The organism is Lysinibacillus zambalensis (assembly GCF_040183165.1).
In the GTDB taxonomy this organism is placed as follows: Bacteria; Bacillota; Bacilli; order Bacillales_A; family Planococcaceae; genus Lysinibacillus; species Lysinibacillus zambalensis.
The window spans coordinates 392071-409764 of record NZ_JBEGDG010000002.1 but is presented as its reverse complement, the minus strand read 5'-3'; the positions used below and the strand labels follow the sequence as shown (position 1 = coordinate 409764).

Genomic DNA, 17694 nt, shown 5'->3' with positions numbered 1-17694 from the left:
ATATTGAAGAAAATTGATGTTCTTTTGTCAAAATGTGATTGTATATCGGCTAGTGAATTTAATAACTGTCCGAATTGTAAAGAGATATCAATGCATAGACAAAAGTTACTTGGCTTAGTAAATAAACGAAATACTAAAATCATTGATATAGATGATTTCATACCAGTTAAAAACTCAAAGGTTCAATTAACAAAAGAAAAATATTTTAAATTAAAAAGTGCTGATAAAACAGATAAGGAAATTGCTGAAATGTGTGGTGTATCTCCGGGAACAATTAAAAACTGGAAAATAGCAAATAACATTGTAACCGAACGTGTTATAAGAAGGAGTTATAAAACGAGATGACAATTGAAGAACAAATCTTAGCAAATCCAGTATTACGAGATATGCAAAACTTACTAGAATTACAGACTGCAAAAGGTCTTGCGAAGTACGGAACAACGGTTAATCCAATGGATCATTCCACTATTGAATGGCTAAAACATTACCGAGAAGAAATGATTGATGGGGCTGTATATGCGACTGTTGTTATTCAAAAACTGGAGGAAATGCAAAATGGAACTAAATAAATTTCAAGAGTTATCAAAGCGTACAATGCCATTCGATGGAGAGCCTAAAAACCCTATTCATTATGAAAACGGATTAACAAATTACGCTATGGGATTGATTGGCGAATGTACAGAAGTGTTGAGAGCTACCAATGATCGTGAAGCGATTTTAAAGGAATTAGGTGACGTTTCGCATTATGCTTTTGGATTATTAACCTTCTTAGGTGAAACATACGACAGCGAGTCACTACCTAATTATTATGCGGAAGGGACAAAGGAAAAGTTAATCGATAAAATCATTATCTTATCAGGCGAGATTTCGGAACAAGTTAAAAAATTCGTGTTTCATCGTCATGAATTAAATTCAAGTAAAGTCAAAATAGCATTAAAAATGTTAATTAAAAACTTGATTGTGTTGGCTGAAAAATACGATACAACTCTTGAAGAAGTTTGCGAAATGAACATTGATAAATTGAAAATGCGTTATCCTGAGTCATTTAACACTAAGGATAGTAAAAAGCGTGTAGATACGGTGCAGTAGTGAAGTGAAAGATAGATAAAAAAACACTAGGGGATTTGGATTTATTATGCTAATTATTTAGCGTAAATATAACCTTTATATACAGCATAGTAGACATTAAATTCGCCTTCTTTAGCATAATCAAATAAACTCAGATTTCCACCATATAAAAAACTTCCTCTCATTTCACTATGATAAATAGTTCCTGGTGGAAATGAATTAAACGTTTTATTAACTGTGACATAATAAGAGCTTGGGTTAACAGAAAGTTTACCTATATTATTTACAGGAATAGGATTCTGTATTTTAAATTCTGCTGCTGAAGCATGATTGGATGGATAGATGGAAAAAGCGAGAAGTAAAGCTGTTAGTAAACTCAAAACAATAATACGACTACTATTAATCTTTTTTACCATTAGTATTCCTCCATTCTAGTTAAATCCCCTAGTAATTTACATTTAAACATATATTATTAAATATTGCAATAAGTGGTAATGGTTGATTTTATTTGAAATTATTTTAAAAGGTAGGTGCTGCACATGCCTACGTTATCGCGTAGTGAAATACAGAACATCGAGAAATATTGGATTGAATACGAACAATATAAGAAGAAATTGCAATACCGCGAGTGGGAGCTGTTGCATCCACATAATCAAGGCGGTGAAATGGTCGGTGGTCGTAGTAATACAATTTCCGATACAACAGCTAAGAAAGCTATGGTACTTGCTAACGATGCCTATTATCAAAACTTAAAGCGCATCATCAAGACTGTGGAAGACCTATACAGTGAACTTGATGAGGATATGCGAACAATCGTAGATATGCGTTACTGGGATAAAGACGGCTGTTACGAGTGGGAAGATATCTCGGATAAACTGTATATTTCACGTCATAAGGTATTACGTAAACGTAACATTCTTATAGATAAAACTGCTGAAAGGATTGGTTGGGTGTGATTAACACATTTATGAATAAAATAGCTCAACATAAATGCGATCATAGTTTTATGCTACCTAAACTTTTGAACATGTATCCACACAAAGCTGAATATAAGTGTAGAAAATGCGGTTATGTTGAAGTTAGAACAATGAACGACAAAGAGGTTGAAACATACACAAAAAGCCTATGGGTAAACGATTTAGAATCATTAAATGGCTATTAGAAAGAAAGTGAACTTGTTAACACCAAGGAAGTTCGCAAAAAAGTGTAGTAAATTGATATTGTGAAGTAATAACAAAAGCGCACGGAAATGCGTTATAAATTAATTGCCTTACAAATATACGTCTTGTGAAGAAACAAGCATGAGAGACTACTAATTTGGTAGTCTCTTTTTAAGTGAGTGTTTTATATGACAATACATTCCATTTATCCTATGATATAGGTAGATGGGAGGTGCTGATAATGGCTGGAACAATTAGTTTTTTTCTAACAGGTCCTAATGATACTGTTCAAGAGAAAATTGATAAGATTGTAAAAGAACACGAAACGCTTAATCCAAAACACAAAGCTTTTGTAAAAATCATTAATTCGACAACAGAAGGTTGTGCTTCAGGAACAACTCAACACACGTACAGTTTAGATTTGATACACGTTGATGATTTAAAGGATGAAAAATGATACATATAAGTCGCGCTCACTACGAGTTGCGGCTTTTTATTATGTCTTGAAGACTGTATATCCTATCGACCACCAAATAATCGTAGGCGTTAATCGTGGGGTTATGAATAGGGTGTGCAGTCTTGAAGATGTAAGAAAGGATGGTTGGATGGATAAAGAAGCAGTTTTAAAACCACTAGAACGATTAATCACTTTACTATCTAATACCGAATATGAAACAGAAGCATTAGAAACTAAAAAAGAAATAGAATCTATCTGGGATGAAGAAGAGTTTCAATTTTACGCTAATTATATTCGGGATTAATATAAGTCGAAAGCTAAAACAGACTATAAAAGCTAATGAGCAAATCATTATTAATTGTGGAGGGCGAGTGAATGGCAAGCGAAATCATTATCAAAATGAGTTCGGCTAACGAACCACCGAAGATAACACTTAATGGCAAGAGGATAAAAGGAATCATTGGTCTTGATTATAATTACGAAACATTAGATGACAAATCACAAGGTCAGCATAATTTCACAGTGAAATATTGCGATAAAGAATCTCATGTTATTCGCACTGTATCAACTAATAAAGTGTGGGAGGGATGAACAATGAAGATTGGTTATAGATGTATGGACAATCCTGCTCATTCATTTAAATCAAGAAGCAAACACATGGAAGGTGTTCGTTGTCCGATGTGTCAATGTCAAGTGTTACCTACAGGTATGGATGAACATGAGTACATTCAATTACCTTATTACCAAGACTTGAAGAATCAATGTACAGATTCTAAAAGAGAAGCTGATATAAAGCGATTAGAGAGTATTAAATCCTTTGGTAGATTTACAAGAACAAATCGAGATGGTCCAGGTGAAATCGTTAGTTGTGTTCTTAAAGAAGATTTCGATTGGTTAGTGGATCAACTTGAAAAGCGAATGAAGAAAGATATATGAAAGGAGAATGAATAATGGCAAAAGTAGAAGGAATCACAATCGGATTTGAATTTGATAGCAAATCTAAATTAAAGCTACGAGCAATCGCTAAACATGCTGAAGCATTGGCTGATGAATTAGATGCTATTGATAACAAATGGGAATGTCCGAGGTGTGGTGAGAGCAATTACAATGATTACTTTGCAGGTAATAGTTTTAAACATCGTTTGTGTAAAGGGTGTAATCGTTCATACACAGTTGAGGATTTCTTAGCTGATGAACTACCAACACGATTAGAAGGTTCGGATTGATGTCATGCAACAGTACGTTACTGATGAACAAAAGAGTAAATTCTACAGCTCATACACATGGCGTAAGTTACGTCAGCAAATAAAAGAACGGGACAACTTTGAATGCCAGGAGTGCAAACGCAACGGCTTAGTATTCATCGACACATTCGAGATGAATAAGTCAGGTCGACGGAAGAAGATTAAACTAATAGTCCATCACAAACTCGAATTGCAAGATAGACCTGACCTTGCTTTAGATGTAGATAATCTCGAAACGTTATGTGTAAATTGCCATAACAAGTTACATGATCGTTACTTCAAGTTTGCTTCATGGCAACCAAAGCGTAATCGATTTGCTGACGACGAAAAGTGGTAGAAGAACATACCCCCGGGTCAAAAAGTTTTGAAAATTTTTCTGGAGGGGACACCGGTACTAGGGGTAGGTAACTGTCTGGATTATTTTTATTTAATATCAATTTCAATGGCATTTCTAATACGTCTAAGACGTTTTAGAATATGTCCTGTTTTCTCGTTCATCCGAACTAATAGAAAGGCGGTGACACTATGGAAATGCCTAAATACGTCACTGATTATATTCAGTCGTGGCGAGACGGAAAAATAACTTTAAATGAAGAACGAGTACAGCTTATTGAATGGCTAGAGGAAGATATTTTAACGATGGAAGATGCGTACTTCGATATTGAAATGATTGAAAAGTTTATTCAGTTTGCTAATGAACGTTACTTCCCGTTGCAGCCATTTCAAACGTTTATATCATGCTTCGTATTTATGCGATATACGGAAGATGAAACTTTAGTATTTGATGAATTTTTAATATACATGGCACGTGGAGCTGGTAAGAATGGTTTTATTTCCGCACTTGCCGATTTCTTTATCAGTGAGGAACATGGCATTAAAAATTACAATGTATCAATCGTGGCCAACAGCGAAAAGCAGGCCAAGACTTCATTTGTTGAAGTTTATAACAAGCTTAATAACAAAGATGAATATAAGGAAGCTTACAAGGTCCGCAAAGAGACAATCGAAAATATTAAAACAATGTCGGTCTTTCAGTTTCACACAAGTAACGCCGGAACAAAAGATGGTTTGCGTGACGGCTGTGTCATTTACGATGAAATACATCAATACGAGGATTCAACAATCGTTGATGTATTTGCTTCAGGTCTTGGTAAAGTTGCAGATTCAAGGCAATTTTATATAGGGACTGATGGCTATATTCGAGATGGCTTTATCGACAAAATAAAGGAACGAGCTAAGAATATCCTAGAGCGACAAGTAAGCGTTCGAGATGATTCCCTTTTCCCCTTCCTCTGCACTGTGAATGACGAGGAAGAGATGCACGATAGCGAAAATTGGGAGAAAGCAAACCCAATGTTTCATAAGCCATTATCGCCATATGCAAAAACTTTATTACGTGTTGTCACAAAGCAATATCGCAAGTTAGAAAATGACCCTAGTGGTTATGAAGAATTTGTAACCAAACGAATGAATTTGCCTAAAGTAGATTTAGAAAAAAACGTAACAACGTGGGAAAAAATCTTGGCAACTAATCAAGAGTATGATTTGGACGGCTTAAAAGGTCGTGAATGCATCGGTTGTGTTGACTATGCATCTATTCGAGATTTTGTAGCATGTGGTTTATTGTTCCTGAAGCAAAACAAATACATCCTACCTAAAGAATTAACTTACTCGTATGTATGTAAACCATTTGCAGATAAGCATTACGCATACAGTCGCGATAAAGCAGAAGGTAACAATAAAAAAGATCATCGTAAATTTGCGCCGATACGTGAGTGGGAAGAAAAGAAACTACTCAAAGTATTGGATAAGGAATCGATGGATCCATTCATCGTCGTGAAATGGTTTGTTGACATGCGTGACAAAGAAGGCTGGAATATCAAGAAAATCATCGGAGATAACTTCCGTATGGAAATTTTGCGTCCGCTATTCGAAAAAGAAGGATTCGAAGTTGAAGTCATTCGCAATCCAGATGCAGCAAGTGCATTATTGGCACCACGAATTGAATTGGCGTTTGATGAAGAGCGAATCATATGGGGTGATAACCCTTTAATGCGTTGGTATTGCAATAACGTATTGGTTGAAATCGGTGGCAACGGCGAGAAAAAATATAAAAAAAAAGAACGAGTGAAGCGTAAAACAGACGGCTTCATGATGTTCCTTTATGGATTGTGGGCAACTAGAGATTTAGAAGATTTTGATGTTGGGACAACGTTGAAAGCATTGAATTCAATTAATTTCTAACGTCTACATCTTCAACTGTGGGAGGCATACAAAGGAGGTGAGACAGTTAAAATGGGATTTTTATCAAACATCTTTCAACGCAATCAAACTTTAAAGTCATCGTATGAGTTTGATTTTGAGGGCTTGGAAGTTGAACAACGAGCTTACCTGAAAACTATGGCTTTAGAGGTTTGCATCGGCTTTATTGCTCGCACAGTTGCAATGGCTACATTTCGTATTTCTCAACATAATAAACGCGTTTATGATGATTGGGATTATTCACTCAACGTTAGACCGAATACAGACCAATCAGCAGCAGAATTTTGGCAAGACTTTGCTTACCGTGCCATTCATAATAACGAAGTGTTGGTGATAGTAAGCGATAGCGGGGATTTATTAATCGCTGATTCATTTACTCGCAAAGAGTACGCCGTATTACCTGATACGTTTTCTAATGTAACAGTAAAGGAATTTACGTTCCAACGTACCTTCAAAATGGATGAAGTTATTTATATTACTTACAACAATGAGAAGTTAACAAAATTCATGAAGGGACTATTTGCAGATTACACCGAATTATTCAGCCGTATGATTCAAACATCGATGTTTTCAAATCAAATTAGGGCAACGGCTAGCGTCGATGCACAACAAAAACTCGATGATGAAAACCTAGCTGAATTAGGAAGCTTCATCAATAAAATGTTTAATGCCTTCAAAACGAAAGTGTTTGCAATCGTACCAAAACTGAAAGGCTTCGATTACGAGGAAATTACAGATGGTACAAATGGCGGCCGTTCCATTGAAGATATTACGAAAATATCCGACAAAGCGGTTGAACACGTAGCGCAACTTTTAGGCATTCCAGTTGCGTTAGTTCGTGGTGATATGTCTGAGTACGAAACGGCTTTAAAAGCGTATGACAAGTTTTGTTATGGTCCGTTTCTTAAGAAAATTTCTGATGAATTGAACAACAAGACAATCGAGAAGAAGGATTATCAAAACGGACGCAAAATCAAAGTACGCGGCATTGTGATAGACGATCCATTGGAACGACTCGATAAAGTTGATAAGGGTATCGCAAGCGGAGTTATTACACCAAATGAAGGTCGGGTAGAGTTCTTGAATTTAGAGCCATCAGACGATCCAGCTATGAATTTACATTACATCACTAAAAATTATGAAAAAGCGCAACATTCGAAGGGAGGTGAAAATGAAAATGAAGAAAATTAATATCCGAGGTATGATTATCAAAGACTCTCAAAAAGAGAAATATGATAATTTGAACATTGAAAACACCTCTCCAGGTGATGTAATTAATCAGATTGTGGAAGGTGAAGAATTAGAGATTACAATTAATTCTATTGGTGGCGATTTACTAGCTGGAGGAGAGATTTACACAGCTTTGAAATCTCATAATGCTAAAATCAAAATCAATATTATCTTTGCCGCTAGTATTGCTACTGTGGTAGCTATGGCCGGGGATGAAGTTTTAATTTCACCGACTGGTCAATTTATGATCCATAACGTTAGTGTATCTACAGATGGTGATTATCGTAAAATGGAGAAATTAGCAGTTACCTTGAAGGATATGAACTCTACTATTATTCAAGCATATAAAGCTAGAACTAATAAAAGCGAAGAAGAGTTATCTAAATTAATGGATAACGAAACTTGGTTCAATGCACAAGGTGCTAAAGATAACGGCTTTGTAGATGGTATCATGTTTGAAGAGGTAAAAGAACTATCTTTTGTTGCCTGTTTGAATGAATCTGCTAACAAATTAGCAGAAATGACTAATGCAAATGAAGATGATAAGTTTTTAGCTATCGAAAAACAACTGCAATCATTCCAGAATGAATTAACAGAAATGAAAAATCAACAAAAACAGGAGCCAACGCTACAGCCGGTACAAGCGACTAACAAGCGTAAAGGGTTCCTTTTTTAATACAAAAATTTGGAGGTAATCATAAATGGTTATGAAATTAAACAATCACACTGAAAATTACGAAGAGGCGAAATTAAATTACGCTAACGTTGTAAAAAATGAAGAGTCAACACCAGAACAAGTCGAAGTCGCTTGGGTAAACATGCAAGATGCATTAGTCAATTCACTTACTACTCAAATCTCAAATGAAGTTGCTAACAACACTTTAGATCAAGTTATTTTATCTAACCGTGGTGCAGATGTATTAACGGCAGAAGAAACTAAATTCTTCAATGCAGTTGTTTCTGATGGTTTTCAAGATGAAATTGTTCTTCCAGAGACAACCGAAGAACGCATTTACGAGGATTTAACAAGCGATCATCCATTACTTTCTGTAATCAATTTCCGAAATCTAGGAACCATCACATTAACTGCAATCACTTCTGAATATGAAGGTGCAGCGGTATGGGGCCCAATCTTCGGAGATATCAAAGGGCAATTAAACGCGGCATTCAAGCAAGAAAAAATTGCGCAATCTAAACTAACTGCGTTCGTTGTATTACCGAAGGACTTAGCAAAATTCGGCCCTAAATGGGTTGCGGCTTATGTACAAACGCAAATTACAGAAACATATGCAGTAGCATTAGAAAATGCGATTATCAACGGTGCTGGTCCAACAAAAGAAGAACCGATTGGTTTGATCCGTAATTTATCAGCAGCGGTAGACCCAACAAACGGTCATGCTAAAAAAGCTCCAGTGGGTGAATTAACATTAGCTGATCCAAAAACAATCATCAAAGAATTTGCAGGAATCGGTAAAGAATTATCTAAGAAAGAAAACGGTAAGCCTTTAAATGTTAGCGGAAAAGTTGCACTAGTAATTAATCCTGCTGATGCGTGGGATTTAAAAGGTGACTTTACTATTCAAAACTCACTAGGTGATTATATTACAAAACTTCCTTACAATTTCATTCTCATTGAATCGGAATTTGCTACAAAAGGTGAGTTAGTTGCATTCGTTTGTGATCGTTATGATGCATACCGTGGCGGTGGCGTCGAGGTAACTGAATATAAAGAAACGTTAGCAATGGAAGATTGCAATTTACACATTGCGAAAACATTTGCGTTCGGTAAACCACGCGACAATAAAGTAGCAGCGATTTACACATTACCAGTGACTCCTTAATCTTTAAGGAGTTTTACTATCTGAGGAGGCGTTAAGATGTACAAGGTAATTAGAAATTTCAAAGATAAGGATGGTCACTTTTACAAAATAGAGGATCCTTATCCGGTTGAAGGTTCAAAAAAACCAACAGCTGCACGAATTAAAGTATTGTCGTCCACAAATAACTTATACGGTCAGATTTTCATTAAGAAAAACGAAGCTCCAAAAGAGAAGTAGGTGAGTTAAATGAATGAAATCACAGAAGAACTTTTAGCTGAATTTAAAGAGCGTATGAAGTTAAGTGATGATGAAGATGGTAATTTAACTCGCATTTTAAAAGCTTCAACTGAAGATTTAATCGATAAATGCGGAGACTATGATGTGCACGTAAATGAGCGATTTAAAGAATTGGTCTTTGAACGTAGCCGATATGCATATAACGACGCAATCGAATATTTTGATAATAATTTTTTAACACAAATTACGACACTAGCAATTTCAAAAGCACTCTCCTCTTCATCATCTGTGGAGGGCGATACCAGTGAAAAAGAATAACTACAACTACAACAATCAAACAGGTATGTATAGACATAAAATTTTTTTACGACAACGAACGATTACAACAGATGATCTTCTGCAAGAAATCGAAACTTTTGAAGATTATGGTCATTTTTGGGCAATGGTGAAAACATCGAAAAACGGTGAGTTGATAGAGAACGGACAAGAACAAGTAAAGGTTCAAAAACGTTACGTGTTGAAGTACTCAAAGAAGTTGGATGATTTTATCAATGTTGAAAAGACATCATTTGAATTGGTTCACAAAGGCGTAATTTTTGATGTTCGAGAAGCTATCAATGATAACGACATGAATGAAACCATCACTGTTTATGCAGAAGGGCGTATTTAAATGGCTATTGATGTAGATAATCTAGCTTCTGAAATAAATCGTCAATTAGCTTTATACGCACACCAAACAGAGGAAAAGGTGAATGATATTGCTGGAAAAGTAGCAAATGAAGGCGTTGAGTTGTTAAAGGCAAATTCACCTAAATCTCCTGGTGGCGGGGATTACGCTGAAAGTTGGGCACGTAAAAAAGTTGGGAAGAAATTTGTCGTCCACAATAAAGAGCACTACCGATTAACACATTTACTTGAAAAAGGACATGCCAAGATAAATGGTGGACGAGTGGGTGCAAGAGTCCATATAAAACCTGTAGAGGACAGGATGATTCAAGAATTTGAAGATGAGCTAGTAAAGGGGTTGAGTAAGTGACGTTATCAGAGTTAGCTCAAAAACTAAAGGCACTTGGTTATCCAGTCGCTTATTCTCATTTTAAGTCAGTACAAGTACCTCCGTTCCTCTGCTACCTAGTTGTGGACGGCGATACCTTCAGTGCTGATAATACAGTTTTATCTAAATCTACTTATGTAGATATTGAGCTGTATGTAGCCAATAAAGATTTGGCTGCAGAGAAAAAAATCGAAGATATGTTAAAAGAAAACGAACTCTCTTGGTCTTATGATGAAATATTCATCAAAGACGAGGGAGTTTTTAAATGCACATATTCAATTACTTTAATTAATTAAAAGGAGCGATTAACACTATGAAAGAAAATAGATACCCAATGTTAATGCCATTAGATATTCAAATGTTTGGAGAAAACAAAGTACGTTTTGGCTTAAAGAACGTCCATTATGCGGTGGCTACAGAAGCAGCAGATGGAAAATTAACATATGGAACACCAGAAAGATATCCTGGTGCTGTTTCATTAAGTTTGGATCCACGAGGCGAAACGTCAGAGTTCTATGCAGACGACCGTGTTTTTTATGCAACATCAGTGAATAACGGATATGAGGGCACTTATGAAGCTGCTGAATTACCTTTAAAGTTCCGTACAGAGGTATTAGGAGATGAATTAGATGAAACATCAGGCGTTCTTACAGAAACAGCAAATGCAAAGCAGAAAACGATTGCTTTAATGTTTGAATTTGATGGCGATGTAAAAGCAACACGTCATGTACTGTATAACGTTACTGTAAGTCGTCCAGGTACATCTGGTGAGACGAAAACAGAGTCTACAGAACCAACTACACAAGAATTATCGTTCATTGCTGGGCCAACTGTTGATGGTGTTGTTAAACGTGCTACAACAGGGACAACAACACCAGAAATTTATGATGGATGGTATGCAAAGGTATTTGAACCTACAGAAGTACCAACACCTTAATTAAGGATTGTGGAGGGCAAATAGATGGAAATTACATTAACTATTGATGATAAACCGGTTAAATTTAAATCGAGTGGTGCTGTAACAAAACGTTATAAAATGCAGTTTCAACGTGACTTCTTTGCAGATATAGCAAGTTTAGGAATTACAATGGCGAAGGAAGATATTAAATCAACAGATAACGAAAAAACAATGGAGTTCATGCGTAAAATCGATTTTGATTTATTCTTAGATATCGCATGGGTGTTTGCAAAAACAGCTGATAATTCAATTCATGATCCATTGACTTGGTTAGATGGATTTGAAACATTTCCTATCATTGAAATTTTGCCAGAGTTGCAAGATTTAATTGCACTTACAATTAGCTCTAAAAAAAAATAGATAATGATGGTACGTCTACAGGAGAACCAATCTCTACAGAGACGTACCTTTATTTATGCAAAGAATGCGGATTAACACATGAAGACTTAGAAACGATGACCATTGGTATGACGCTTGATTTTATTGATGAATATCTAGAAAAGAAAAATCCAAACAAAAAAGAAAAGAAAACTGTTCGTAAAGCATCACAAGCAGATTTCGACTCATTTTAGCACTTGCCTTTGGCAGGTGTTTTTTTGTCCAGAAAAGGTAGGTGAAATAAATGTCAACCAGTCGAATCAAAGGTATTACGATTGAGCTCAATGGAGATACAACCGGGTTAACGGATGCGCTGAAAGATGTAAATAAAGAAAGTAATAAGGTTTCTGGTGAGTTGAAAGCAGTTGAACGAGGATTAAAGTTTGATCCTAGTAGTACCGAATTAATAGCACAGAAGCAGCAACATTTAGGGGAGCAAATCCAAAATACAACCAAAAAACTAGATGTACTAAAGACTGCTCAATCACAAGTGGAAGAACAATTCCGTAATGGCGATATTGGCGCTGAACAGTATCAAGCGTTTCAACGTGAATTAGCTACAACGGAAGCTCAACTAAAATCATACGAAGGCAAGCTAATGAGTTCTGTAGCAGAGCAATCTAAATTAACTCAAAGTACCAACGAATTAAAGACTTTCTTTAGTGCGACAGGAACAGAGGTCAATAAATTTTCGGATGTATTAGGTACCAGATTAACTAATGCAATACGTGAAGGTAATGCCACTTCTGATCAGATGGCCAAAGCGTTAACTTTAATGGGCCAAAAAGCATTAGGTGCAAGCGCGGATATTGACCGTATGCGTAATTCATTGCGTAATGCTGATGCTGGCGCTTCATTAAAAACTATCCAGAAGGATTTAGCAGACATAGCTAAAGACGCAGATAAAGCAGGAGATAGTGTTAATGGTTTTGGTGACAAACTAAAAGGTGTTGCAGCCGGATTAGTTGCTGGCGGTGGACTAGCTGCTACGATCCACGAAGCGTTAGAAGTATCCAGTTTAAATACTCAAATCGATATCTCTATGAATCTCAATGAAGCAGATACAAAAGCAGTACGTGCATCGATTATGGAAACAACTGCTGCGATTGGTGATGAAGAAGCTGCATATGAGGGCATACGAAGACAAATGACCCTTAATAAAGATGCATCTATGCAAACTAACCAAGAGATAATAAAAGGTGCATCAATGATTTCAAGTGCATATAAAGAGGTTGATTTTAAAGAGTTAATCCAGGAGTCATTTGAAATCGGTAAAGAATTAGGTATATCTCAAAAAGAAGCATTAGCTTTTACTAACCAATTACTTTCTGTTGGATTCCCTCCAGAACAACTGGATATTATTTCTGAATACGGGAATCAGCTAAAAAGAGCGGGCTATGATGGTGAACAGATTCAAGCATTATTTGCGGCTGGTGTTGAAACTGGTACTTGGAATATTGATAATTTGCTCGATGGTCTAAAAGAGGGACGTATCAGAGCGGCAGAGTTCAGCACTGGTATGAGTAATGGAATGAAAGATACTATCAAGGATGCAGGGCTATCTACTAAAGCATTTGAAGATTGGGGAGATGCAATAGCTAAAGGTGGTGCAGGTGGAGATAAAGCATTTCAAGAAATGACTAAAGCTCTAATGAGTGTTGAAAACGAAACTACTCGTAACGCTCTAGGAGTAGAGATTTTTGGTACGAAATGGGAAGACCAAGGTGAAAACATTGCAGCTACTATCCTTAATATGAATAAACATATGAAGGCTACAGCAGAGATGCAAGGCAAAATCACCGAAGATACCGAAAAGATGAATGCTGATCCAGCTTATAGATTAGCAGAAGCTATGAATAAAATTAAACAATCTTTAGCACCAGTTTTAGCAGATCTTGCAGAAATGGTAGCCTCTATTGCTGATTGGGTAGCTGAGAACCCTAAATTAACAGCTACAATCGTAGGTGTTGTTGTAGTATTAGGAACATTAATTGGAGCATTCGCGGCTTTAATGCCGGCAATTGGTTCGTTTGTCGGACTCGTCGGTGGAGGGAGTGCCGCTGTTGGTATCCTTGGTTCTGCTTTGGCAGTATTGACAGGACCAATTGGTTTAACAGTTGCTGCTGTAGCTGGACTTGGAGTTGGTATATATGCTGTAACCCAAGAATTTAGTAAATCATCGATTCAAGTTGAAGATTGGAAAACTAAGGTATCTGAAACCACAGCACAGGCAGTCGGAAGTTTCATGGATTTATCAGAGCAAGCAACGTTATCACTCAATCAATTAGCTTGGTCCGGTACAACAGTCACTCAAGAAATGGCTACAAATATCATCGGTATTTATAGCCAAATGGGGCAGCAAGTATTAACCGAAATGCAAAGCGATCATGCAGAACAACTTGCTTCTATGCAATCTCACTTCGCTAATTCAAAAGCTTTAACAGAGCAAGAAGAACAACAAATATTAGTTAATATGCAAACGAAACAAGTTGAAAAAGAACAACAAATAAGCGAGGGACAAGCGCGAATTGCAGAAATTCTAAATACAGCTAAAGAACAAAAACGAGCTATTACTGAAGCAGAACAACAAGAAATTAACGGGATACAACAGACAATGACTGAAAATGCAGTAACGTATCTCTCTGAAAATGAGCGCGATCAGAAAGTTATTTTAGAAACTCTCAAAAATGAAGCATCCAGTATAACTGCTGAACAAGCAGCCCAGGTCGTGCAAAATTCAAAGAAACAAAAAGATGAAGTTGTAAAGGAAGCTCAGGATCAATATAACAAGACACATTCAGAAATCACTAAGCAAAGAGATGAACTGGGCACTATTAGTGCTGAACAAGCTGATAAGTTAATTGAAGAAGCTGAAAGACAACGTGATAATACAATAAAAAATGCGCAAGACATGCACACAAAAGTAGTGGGCGAAGCTAAAACCCAAGCCAGTGAGCATGTGGGACAAGTCGATTGGGAAACCGGAGAAGTATTATCTAAGTGGGAAGTTTTTAAAAACAACGCATCGAAAAAATGGGGCGAAATAAAAGAAAGTGCTTCAAAGAAATGGGAAGAAATAAAAACTGATACTGTCACAAAATGGGAAGAAATAAAGACTTGGCCGGGTAAGAAGATTGAAGAAATGAAATCGGCCGTTGAGAAGAAGATGGGCGAAGTCAAAACTAAAATAGAAACAAAGTGGAAAGAAGCAGAATCGTTTTTAAAAGGAGTAAAACTTGTCCAAATAGGTAAAGACATCGTCAACGGTTTGATTGAAGGTATTGGCGATATGTTCGGCGGTGTTAAAAAGAAAGTCGAAGAATTAGCTGGTTTTATTCCAGAATGGGCTAAAGATATTTTAGGTATCCATTCTCCATCACGTGTCATGAAACAGATTGGTCTATGGACAGGTGAAGGTTTAGTCATCGGTTTGGATGAATCGAGTCCTCGAGTTAATAAAGCGATGGAGGACATCGGTAATGGTATTCTTGATGTTTCTAAAAAATATCAGGAAGAATACACAAATCTGCTAGATGAATATAACAAGAAAAACGAAGATAAAAATGATAAGACACTTGAAAAAATCTACAAAATTCGAAATAACGCAGCTAAGAAAAAACGTGCATTAACTCAAAAAGAATTACAGGATATTGCTTTGTTAGAAGCTTCATATAAAGACCAAAAGGTGAAATCTGAAATTGATTTTCAGAAGAAATACAAAGCACTCGTAGAAAAATCTGAAAAAGAATATCTAGAAGTCATCAAAAGTTATATTGCTGATAAAAAATCATTGGATGAATTGTCTTTATTAGACGAGGCAGCCGTTTGGGAACAATCCATTGAAATGTTTGTGGAGGGCTCAAAAGAACGTATCTTAGCACAAAAGGAATATCAAAAAGCTGTCGATGCTGTTAATAAAGAAATCCTAGCTATTAATAAAGACTACCAGTCTCAAATGCAAAAAATTAATGATGATCTTCTGAAGGAAGAAGAAAGATTAAACAAAGAGTACAAAACTGTATTTGACAATCGCGTAAAAACACTTATGTCATACGCTGGTACGTTTGATGCATTTAAAGTTGAGCTAAATCGTACAGGACAAGAATTATTGGATAATTTGCAAGGTCAGGTTGATGGCTTTAAAAAGTGGCAAGATGAATTTGCAAAGCTTTCTGGGCGCAGTATCGATGATGGTTTATTAAAAGAGCTATCGGATTTAGGTGTTAAAGCCTTACCAGAACTCGTAGCACTTAATAGTATGACTGATGAACAATTAACGCAATACAGTGAGTTGTATCGCGAGAAATCGCAATTAGCGCGTGAACAAACTGAAAAAGAATTGGTCGGCATGCGTGAAAACACGGATATTCAAATTCAAGAACTTCGTAAAGTTGCAGCAAGTCAACTCGATAAACTGAAAACTGAGTGGAGTTTAAAAATAAAGGAGCTCACAAGTACTACAGCAAGTGAACTAAGCTCGTTGCAACAAATTGGCGCAGATGCAGGGCAAGGGCTACTAAACGGTTTAGCAAGCATGGAAGGACCATTGATTTCAAAAGCCCAACAAATTGCTAATGCCATTTCAAGTACTATTCAACAAGCACTAGACATCCACAGTCCGTCACGTGTGATGAAAGGCTTCGGTATCAATGTTGGCCAAGGCTTAATAGTCGGCATGGATGAAATGATTCATAAGGTTGCTCAGTCTTCACAAAGGCTATCAGATGCCGTGAGCAATGTGCATGGATCAATTGCTAGTAGTCATGCCAAATCACAGGGGAATGCTAACTCCATTTCATCTTCTACAACTACTATAGACAACAGAAAAACTTTTGCTCCAGTGATTCATAATCATGGGGGAACGAATGACAATAGTAGAGCATCGGAAAAAATGCTAAAACGATTAGCATTTCAATTGAATTATTAGGAGGTGGCGACTTGATTGTAAAATCATTAAAGGCGACTAATCGTAATGGCGACTCGATTACTTTCGGTCGTCATTTTCGTTTGATTGAAGGTTTTGATTTAAGTAATTTAACAGCGGGTGTTAATTATTCGTCTTCTACAATGGATGGAGCTACTTATCAAAATACTCGTTTGGATGTGCGTGATTTCGATTTAGCATTTTTCATCTATAACGATTATCAAGAAAAATGGTGGGTGGAAGAAAGGCGTAGGGAATTATTCAGGGTATTCAATCCAAAACAAAATCCAATTCGATTAGACTTTGAAACAAAAGGCGGGGAGTCCTATTATGTGAATGCCAATGCAGAAGGTACTCCTAGCCTTCCACAAGGATTTGAGAATGATAACAGGGCATGGCAAAAAGGATTGATTCAATTTACTTGTGATGATCCCTTTATTTATTCAGCAACATCAACAATTGTAGAAGTAGCATCATGGATACCTTCATTTGAGTTTCCCCTTGAGATTGTGGAGGGCGGTATTGAAATGGGCTATCGTAATCCATCATTAATTAAAAATGTTTATAACGATGGAGATAATGAAACAGGAATGATTATAGAATTCAAAGCTTTAGCAAGCTTATCGAAACCATCCTTAATAAACGTGAATACCTATGAAACTTTTAAACTCAACACGGATATGATTGGTGGAGACGTTATAAGAGTAAATACAAATAAAGGTCAACTATCCGTTGTGATGATCCGTAACAATGTTCAAACAGATTTTTTTAATAAGGTTGACCGACTTTCTAATTTCTTAAAGTTAGCACCAGGAGATAATCTTTTTCGTTATGATGCCGTATCTGGAATCGACAACTTGGAAGTTCGAATGATATACAGAAATCGTTTTGTGGGAGTTTGA

Annotated in this window: 24 protein-coding genes; 23 read left to right on the top strand and 1 reads right to left on the bottom strand. The window is 36.4% G+C overall.

All coding sequences use genetic code 11. The features are described from left to right. The first annotated feature begins 3 nt into the window (after positions 1 to 3). Genes ABNX05_RS04960 through ABNX05_RS04950 form a run of 3 tightly spaced genes read left to right on the top strand, consistent with a single transcriptional unit; the run spans position 4 to position 1089 of the window. Positions 4 to 345 carry a hypothetical protein gene (locus ABNX05_RS04960; RefSeq protein WP_349658708.1) on the top strand — a complete coding sequence of 114 codons (342 nt, stop codon included), beginning with the start codon at positions 4 to 6 and terminating at the stop codon, positions 343 to 345. Further along, positions 342 to 569, top strand: coding sequence for a hypothetical protein (locus ABNX05_RS04955; protein WP_349658707.1), 228 nt, complete (start codon positions 342 to 344; stop codon positions 567 to 569). The genes ABNX05_RS04960 and ABNX05_RS04955 overlap by 4 nt, the downstream gene beginning before the upstream one ends. Continuing rightward, the gene (locus ABNX05_RS04950) at positions 556 to 1089 is read left to right on the top strand and encodes a nucleoside triphosphate pyrophosphohydrolase family protein (protein WP_349658706.1); all 534 of its coding nucleotides are present in this window, start codon (positions 556 to 558) and stop codon (positions 1087 to 1089) included. Before ABNX05_RS04955 ends, ABNX05_RS04950 begins: the two co-directional genes overlap by 14 nt. A 53-nt stretch (positions 1090 to 1142) precedes the next feature. Here the strand turns inward: ABNX05_RS04950 and ABNX05_RS04945 are convergent, their stop codons facing one another. Next, positions 1143 to 1484 (bottom strand): hypothetical protein, encoded by a 342-nt coding sequence (locus ABNX05_RS04945; RefSeq protein WP_349658705.1) that lies wholly within the window; start codon positions 1482 to 1484, stop codon positions 1143 to 1145. A 123-nt stretch (positions 1485 to 1607) separates the two neighbouring features. Here ABNX05_RS04945 and ABNX05_RS04940 point away from each other — a divergent pair, with 123 nt between their 5' ends. From ABNX05_RS04940 to ABNX05_RS04840, 20 genes are all read left to right on the top strand, one after another. Next, positions 1608 to 2024, top strand: coding sequence for a DUF722 domain-containing protein (locus tag ABNX05_RS04940; protein WP_337990320.1), 417 nt, complete (start codon positions 1608 to 1610; stop codon positions 2022 to 2024). Between the two features lie 445 nt (positions 2025 to 2469). Continuing rightward, positions 2470 to 2685, top strand: coding sequence for a hypothetical protein (locus tag ABNX05_RS04935; protein ID WP_349658704.1), 216 nt, complete (start codon positions 2470 to 2472; stop codon positions 2683 to 2685). A 46-nt stretch (positions 2686 to 2731) separates the two neighbouring features. Beyond that, a complete protein-coding gene (locus tag ABNX05_RS04930) occupies positions 2732 to 2989 on the top strand; it encodes a hypothetical protein (RefSeq protein ID WP_349658703.1) in 258 nt (85 codons plus the stop codon). 71 nt (positions 2990 to 3060) lie between these two features. After that, entirely contained in the window at positions 3061 to 3276 is a 216-nt protein-coding gene (locus ABNX05_RS04925) for a hypothetical protein (RefSeq protein ID WP_349658702.1), read from the top strand. Between the two features lie 3 nt (positions 3277 to 3279). Further along, complete coding sequence (locus tag ABNX05_RS04920) at positions 3280 to 3621, top strand: hypothetical protein (protein ID WP_349658701.1); 342 nt, start codon at positions 3280 to 3282, stop codon at positions 3619 to 3621. A 14-nt stretch (positions 3622 to 3635) separates the two neighbouring features. Then, complete coding sequence (locus ABNX05_RS04915; RefSeq protein ID WP_349658700.1) at positions 3636 to 3911, top strand: hypothetical protein; 276 nt, start codon at positions 3636 to 3638, stop codon at positions 3909 to 3911. A 4-nt stretch (positions 3912 to 3915) separates the two neighbouring features. After that, entirely contained in the window at positions 3916 to 4266 is a 351-nt protein-coding gene (locus tag ABNX05_RS04910; protein ID WP_349658699.1) for an HNH endonuclease, read from the top strand. A 188-nt stretch (positions 4267 to 4454) separates the two neighbouring features. Then, positions 4455 to 6173 (top strand): terminase large subunit domain-containing protein, encoded by a 1719-nt coding sequence (locus ABNX05_RS04905; RefSeq protein WP_349658698.1) that lies wholly within the window; start codon positions 4455 to 4457, stop codon positions 6171 to 6173. Between the two features lie 51 nt (positions 6174 to 6224). Beyond that, positions 6225 to 7382: a phage portal protein gene (locus ABNX05_RS04900; RefSeq protein WP_349658697.1), complete on the top strand. Its 1158-nt coding sequence runs from the start codon at positions 6225 to 6227 to the stop codon at positions 7380 to 7382. Beyond that, entirely contained in the window at positions 7369 to 8097 is a 729-nt protein-coding gene (locus tag ABNX05_RS04895) for a head maturation protease, ClpP-related (protein WP_349658696.1), read from the top strand. Before ABNX05_RS04900 ends, ABNX05_RS04895 begins: the two co-directional genes overlap by 14 nt. 25 nt (positions 8098 to 8122) lie before the next feature. Continuing rightward, positions 8123 to 9262: a phage major capsid protein gene (locus tag ABNX05_RS04890; RefSeq protein WP_349658695.1), complete on the top strand. Its 1140-nt coding sequence runs from the start codon at positions 8123 to 8125 to the stop codon at positions 9260 to 9262. 36 nt (positions 9263 to 9298) lie between these two features. Further along, a complete protein-coding gene (locus tag ABNX05_RS04885; protein ID WP_349658694.1) occupies positions 9299 to 9478 on the top strand; it encodes a termination factor Rho in 180 nt (59 codons plus the stop codon). A 9-nt stretch (positions 9479 to 9487) separates the two neighbouring features. After that, positions 9488 to 9796 carry a hypothetical protein gene (locus ABNX05_RS04880; RefSeq protein ID WP_349658693.1) on the top strand — a complete coding sequence of 103 codons (309 nt, stop codon included), beginning with the start codon at positions 9488 to 9490 and terminating at the stop codon, positions 9794 to 9796. Continuing rightward, positions 9783 to 10148, top strand: a complete 366-nt coding sequence (locus ABNX05_RS04875) for a phage head closure protein (protein WP_349658692.1) — start codon at positions 9783 to 9785, stop codon at positions 10146 to 10148. Before ABNX05_RS04880 ends, ABNX05_RS04875 begins: the two co-directional genes overlap by 14 nt. After that, the gene (locus ABNX05_RS04870; protein ID WP_349658691.1) at positions 10149 to 10514 is read left to right on the top strand and encodes an HK97 gp10 family phage protein; all 366 of its coding nucleotides are present in this window, start codon (positions 10149 to 10151) and stop codon (positions 10512 to 10514) included. It begins immediately after the preceding gene. After that, positions 10511 to 10828, top strand: coding sequence for a hypothetical protein (locus ABNX05_RS04865; protein ID WP_349658690.1), 318 nt, complete (start codon positions 10511 to 10513; stop codon positions 10826 to 10828). Before ABNX05_RS04870 ends, ABNX05_RS04865 begins: the two co-directional genes overlap by 4 nt. 17 nt (positions 10829 to 10845) lie before the next feature. After that, a complete protein-coding gene (locus ABNX05_RS04860; protein ID WP_349658689.1) occupies positions 10846 to 11469 on the top strand; it encodes a major tail protein in 624 nt (207 codons plus the stop codon). Between the two features lie 24 nt (positions 11470 to 11493). Beyond that, complete coding sequence (locus tag ABNX05_RS04855) at positions 11494 to 11850, top strand: hypothetical protein (RefSeq protein WP_349658688.1); 357 nt, start codon at positions 11494 to 11496, stop codon at positions 11848 to 11850. A 262-nt stretch (positions 11851 to 12112) separates the two neighbouring features. Continuing rightward, the gene (locus ABNX05_RS04845; protein ID WP_349658687.1) at positions 12113 to 16795 is read left to right on the top strand and encodes a hypothetical protein; all 4683 of its coding nucleotides are present in this window, start codon (positions 12113 to 12115) and stop codon (positions 16793 to 16795) included. An 11-nt stretch (positions 16796 to 16806) separates the two neighbouring features. Continuing rightward, positions 16807 to 17694: a phage tail family protein gene (locus tag ABNX05_RS04840; RefSeq protein WP_349658686.1), complete on the top strand. Its 888-nt coding sequence runs from the start codon at positions 16807 to 16809 to the stop codon at positions 17692 to 17694.

Bases quoted from the DNA above. Each gene is read 5' to 3' on its own strand.
- ABNX05_RS04880 (WP_349658693.1), top strand. From the start codon at position 9,488: ATGAATGAAATCACAGAAGAACTTTTAGCTGAATTTAAAGAGCGTATG.
- ABNX05_RS04845 (WP_349658687.1), top strand. From the start codon at position 12,113: ATGTCAACCAGTCGAATCAAAGGTATTACGATTGAGCTCAATGGAGAT.
- ABNX05_RS04920 (WP_349658701.1), top strand. From the start codon at position 3,280: ATGAAGATTGGTTATAGATGTATGGACAATCCTGCTCATTCATTTAAA.
- ABNX05_RS04935 (WP_349658704.1), top strand. From the start codon at position 2,470: ATGGCTGGAACAATTAGTTTTTTTCTAACAGGTCCTAATGATACTGTT.
- ABNX05_RS04870 (WP_349658691.1), top strand. From the start codon at position 10,149: ATGGCTATTGATGTAGATAATCTAGCTTCTGAAATAAATCGTCAATTA.
- ABNX05_RS04910 (WP_349658699.1), top strand. From the start codon at position 3,916: ATGCAACAGTACGTTACTGATGAACAAAAGAGTAAATTCTACAGCTCA.
- ABNX05_RS04890 (WP_349658695.1), top strand. From the start codon at position 8,123: ATGGTTATGAAATTAAACAATCACACTGAAAATTACGAAGAGGCGAAA.
- ABNX05_RS04905 (WP_349658698.1), top strand. From the start codon at position 4,455: ATGGAAATGCCTAAATACGTCACTGATTATATTCAGTCGTGGCGAGAC.
- ABNX05_RS04950 (WP_349658706.1), top strand. From the start codon at position 556: ATGGAACTAAATAAATTTCAAGAGTTATCAAAGCGTACAATGCCATTC.
- ABNX05_RS04900 (WP_349658697.1), top strand. From the start codon at position 6,225: ATGGGATTTTTATCAAACATCTTTCAACGCAATCAAACTTTAAAGTCA.
- ABNX05_RS04925 (WP_349658702.1), top strand. From the start codon at position 3,061: ATGGCAAGCGAAATCATTATCAAAATGAGTTCGGCTAACGAACCACCG.
- ABNX05_RS04860 (WP_349658689.1), top strand. From the start codon at position 10,846: ATGAAAGAAAATAGATACCCAATGTTAATGCCATTAGATATTCAAATG.
- ABNX05_RS04885 (WP_349658694.1), top strand. From the start codon at position 9,299: ATGTACAAGGTAATTAGAAATTTCAAAGATAAGGATGGTCACTTTTAC.
- ABNX05_RS04945 (WP_349658705.1), bottom strand. From the start codon at position 1,484: ATGGTAAAAAAGATTAATAGTAGTCGTATTATTGTTTTGAGTTTACTA.
- ABNX05_RS04895 (WP_349658696.1), top strand. From the start codon at position 7,369: ATGAAGAAAATTAATATCCGAGGTATGATTATCAAAGACTCTCAAAAA.
- ABNX05_RS04915 (WP_349658700.1), top strand. From the start codon at position 3,636: ATGGCAAAAGTAGAAGGAATCACAATCGGATTTGAATTTGATAGCAAA.
- ABNX05_RS04955 (WP_349658707.1), top strand. From the start codon at position 342: ATGACAATTGAAGAACAAATCTTAGCAAATCCAGTATTACGAGATATG.
- ABNX05_RS04855 (WP_349658688.1), top strand. From the start codon at position 11,494: ATGGAAATTACATTAACTATTGATGATAAACCGGTTAAATTTAAATCG.
- ABNX05_RS04940 (WP_337990320.1), top strand. From the start codon at position 1,608: ATGCCTACGTTATCGCGTAGTGAAATACAGAACATCGAGAAATATTGG.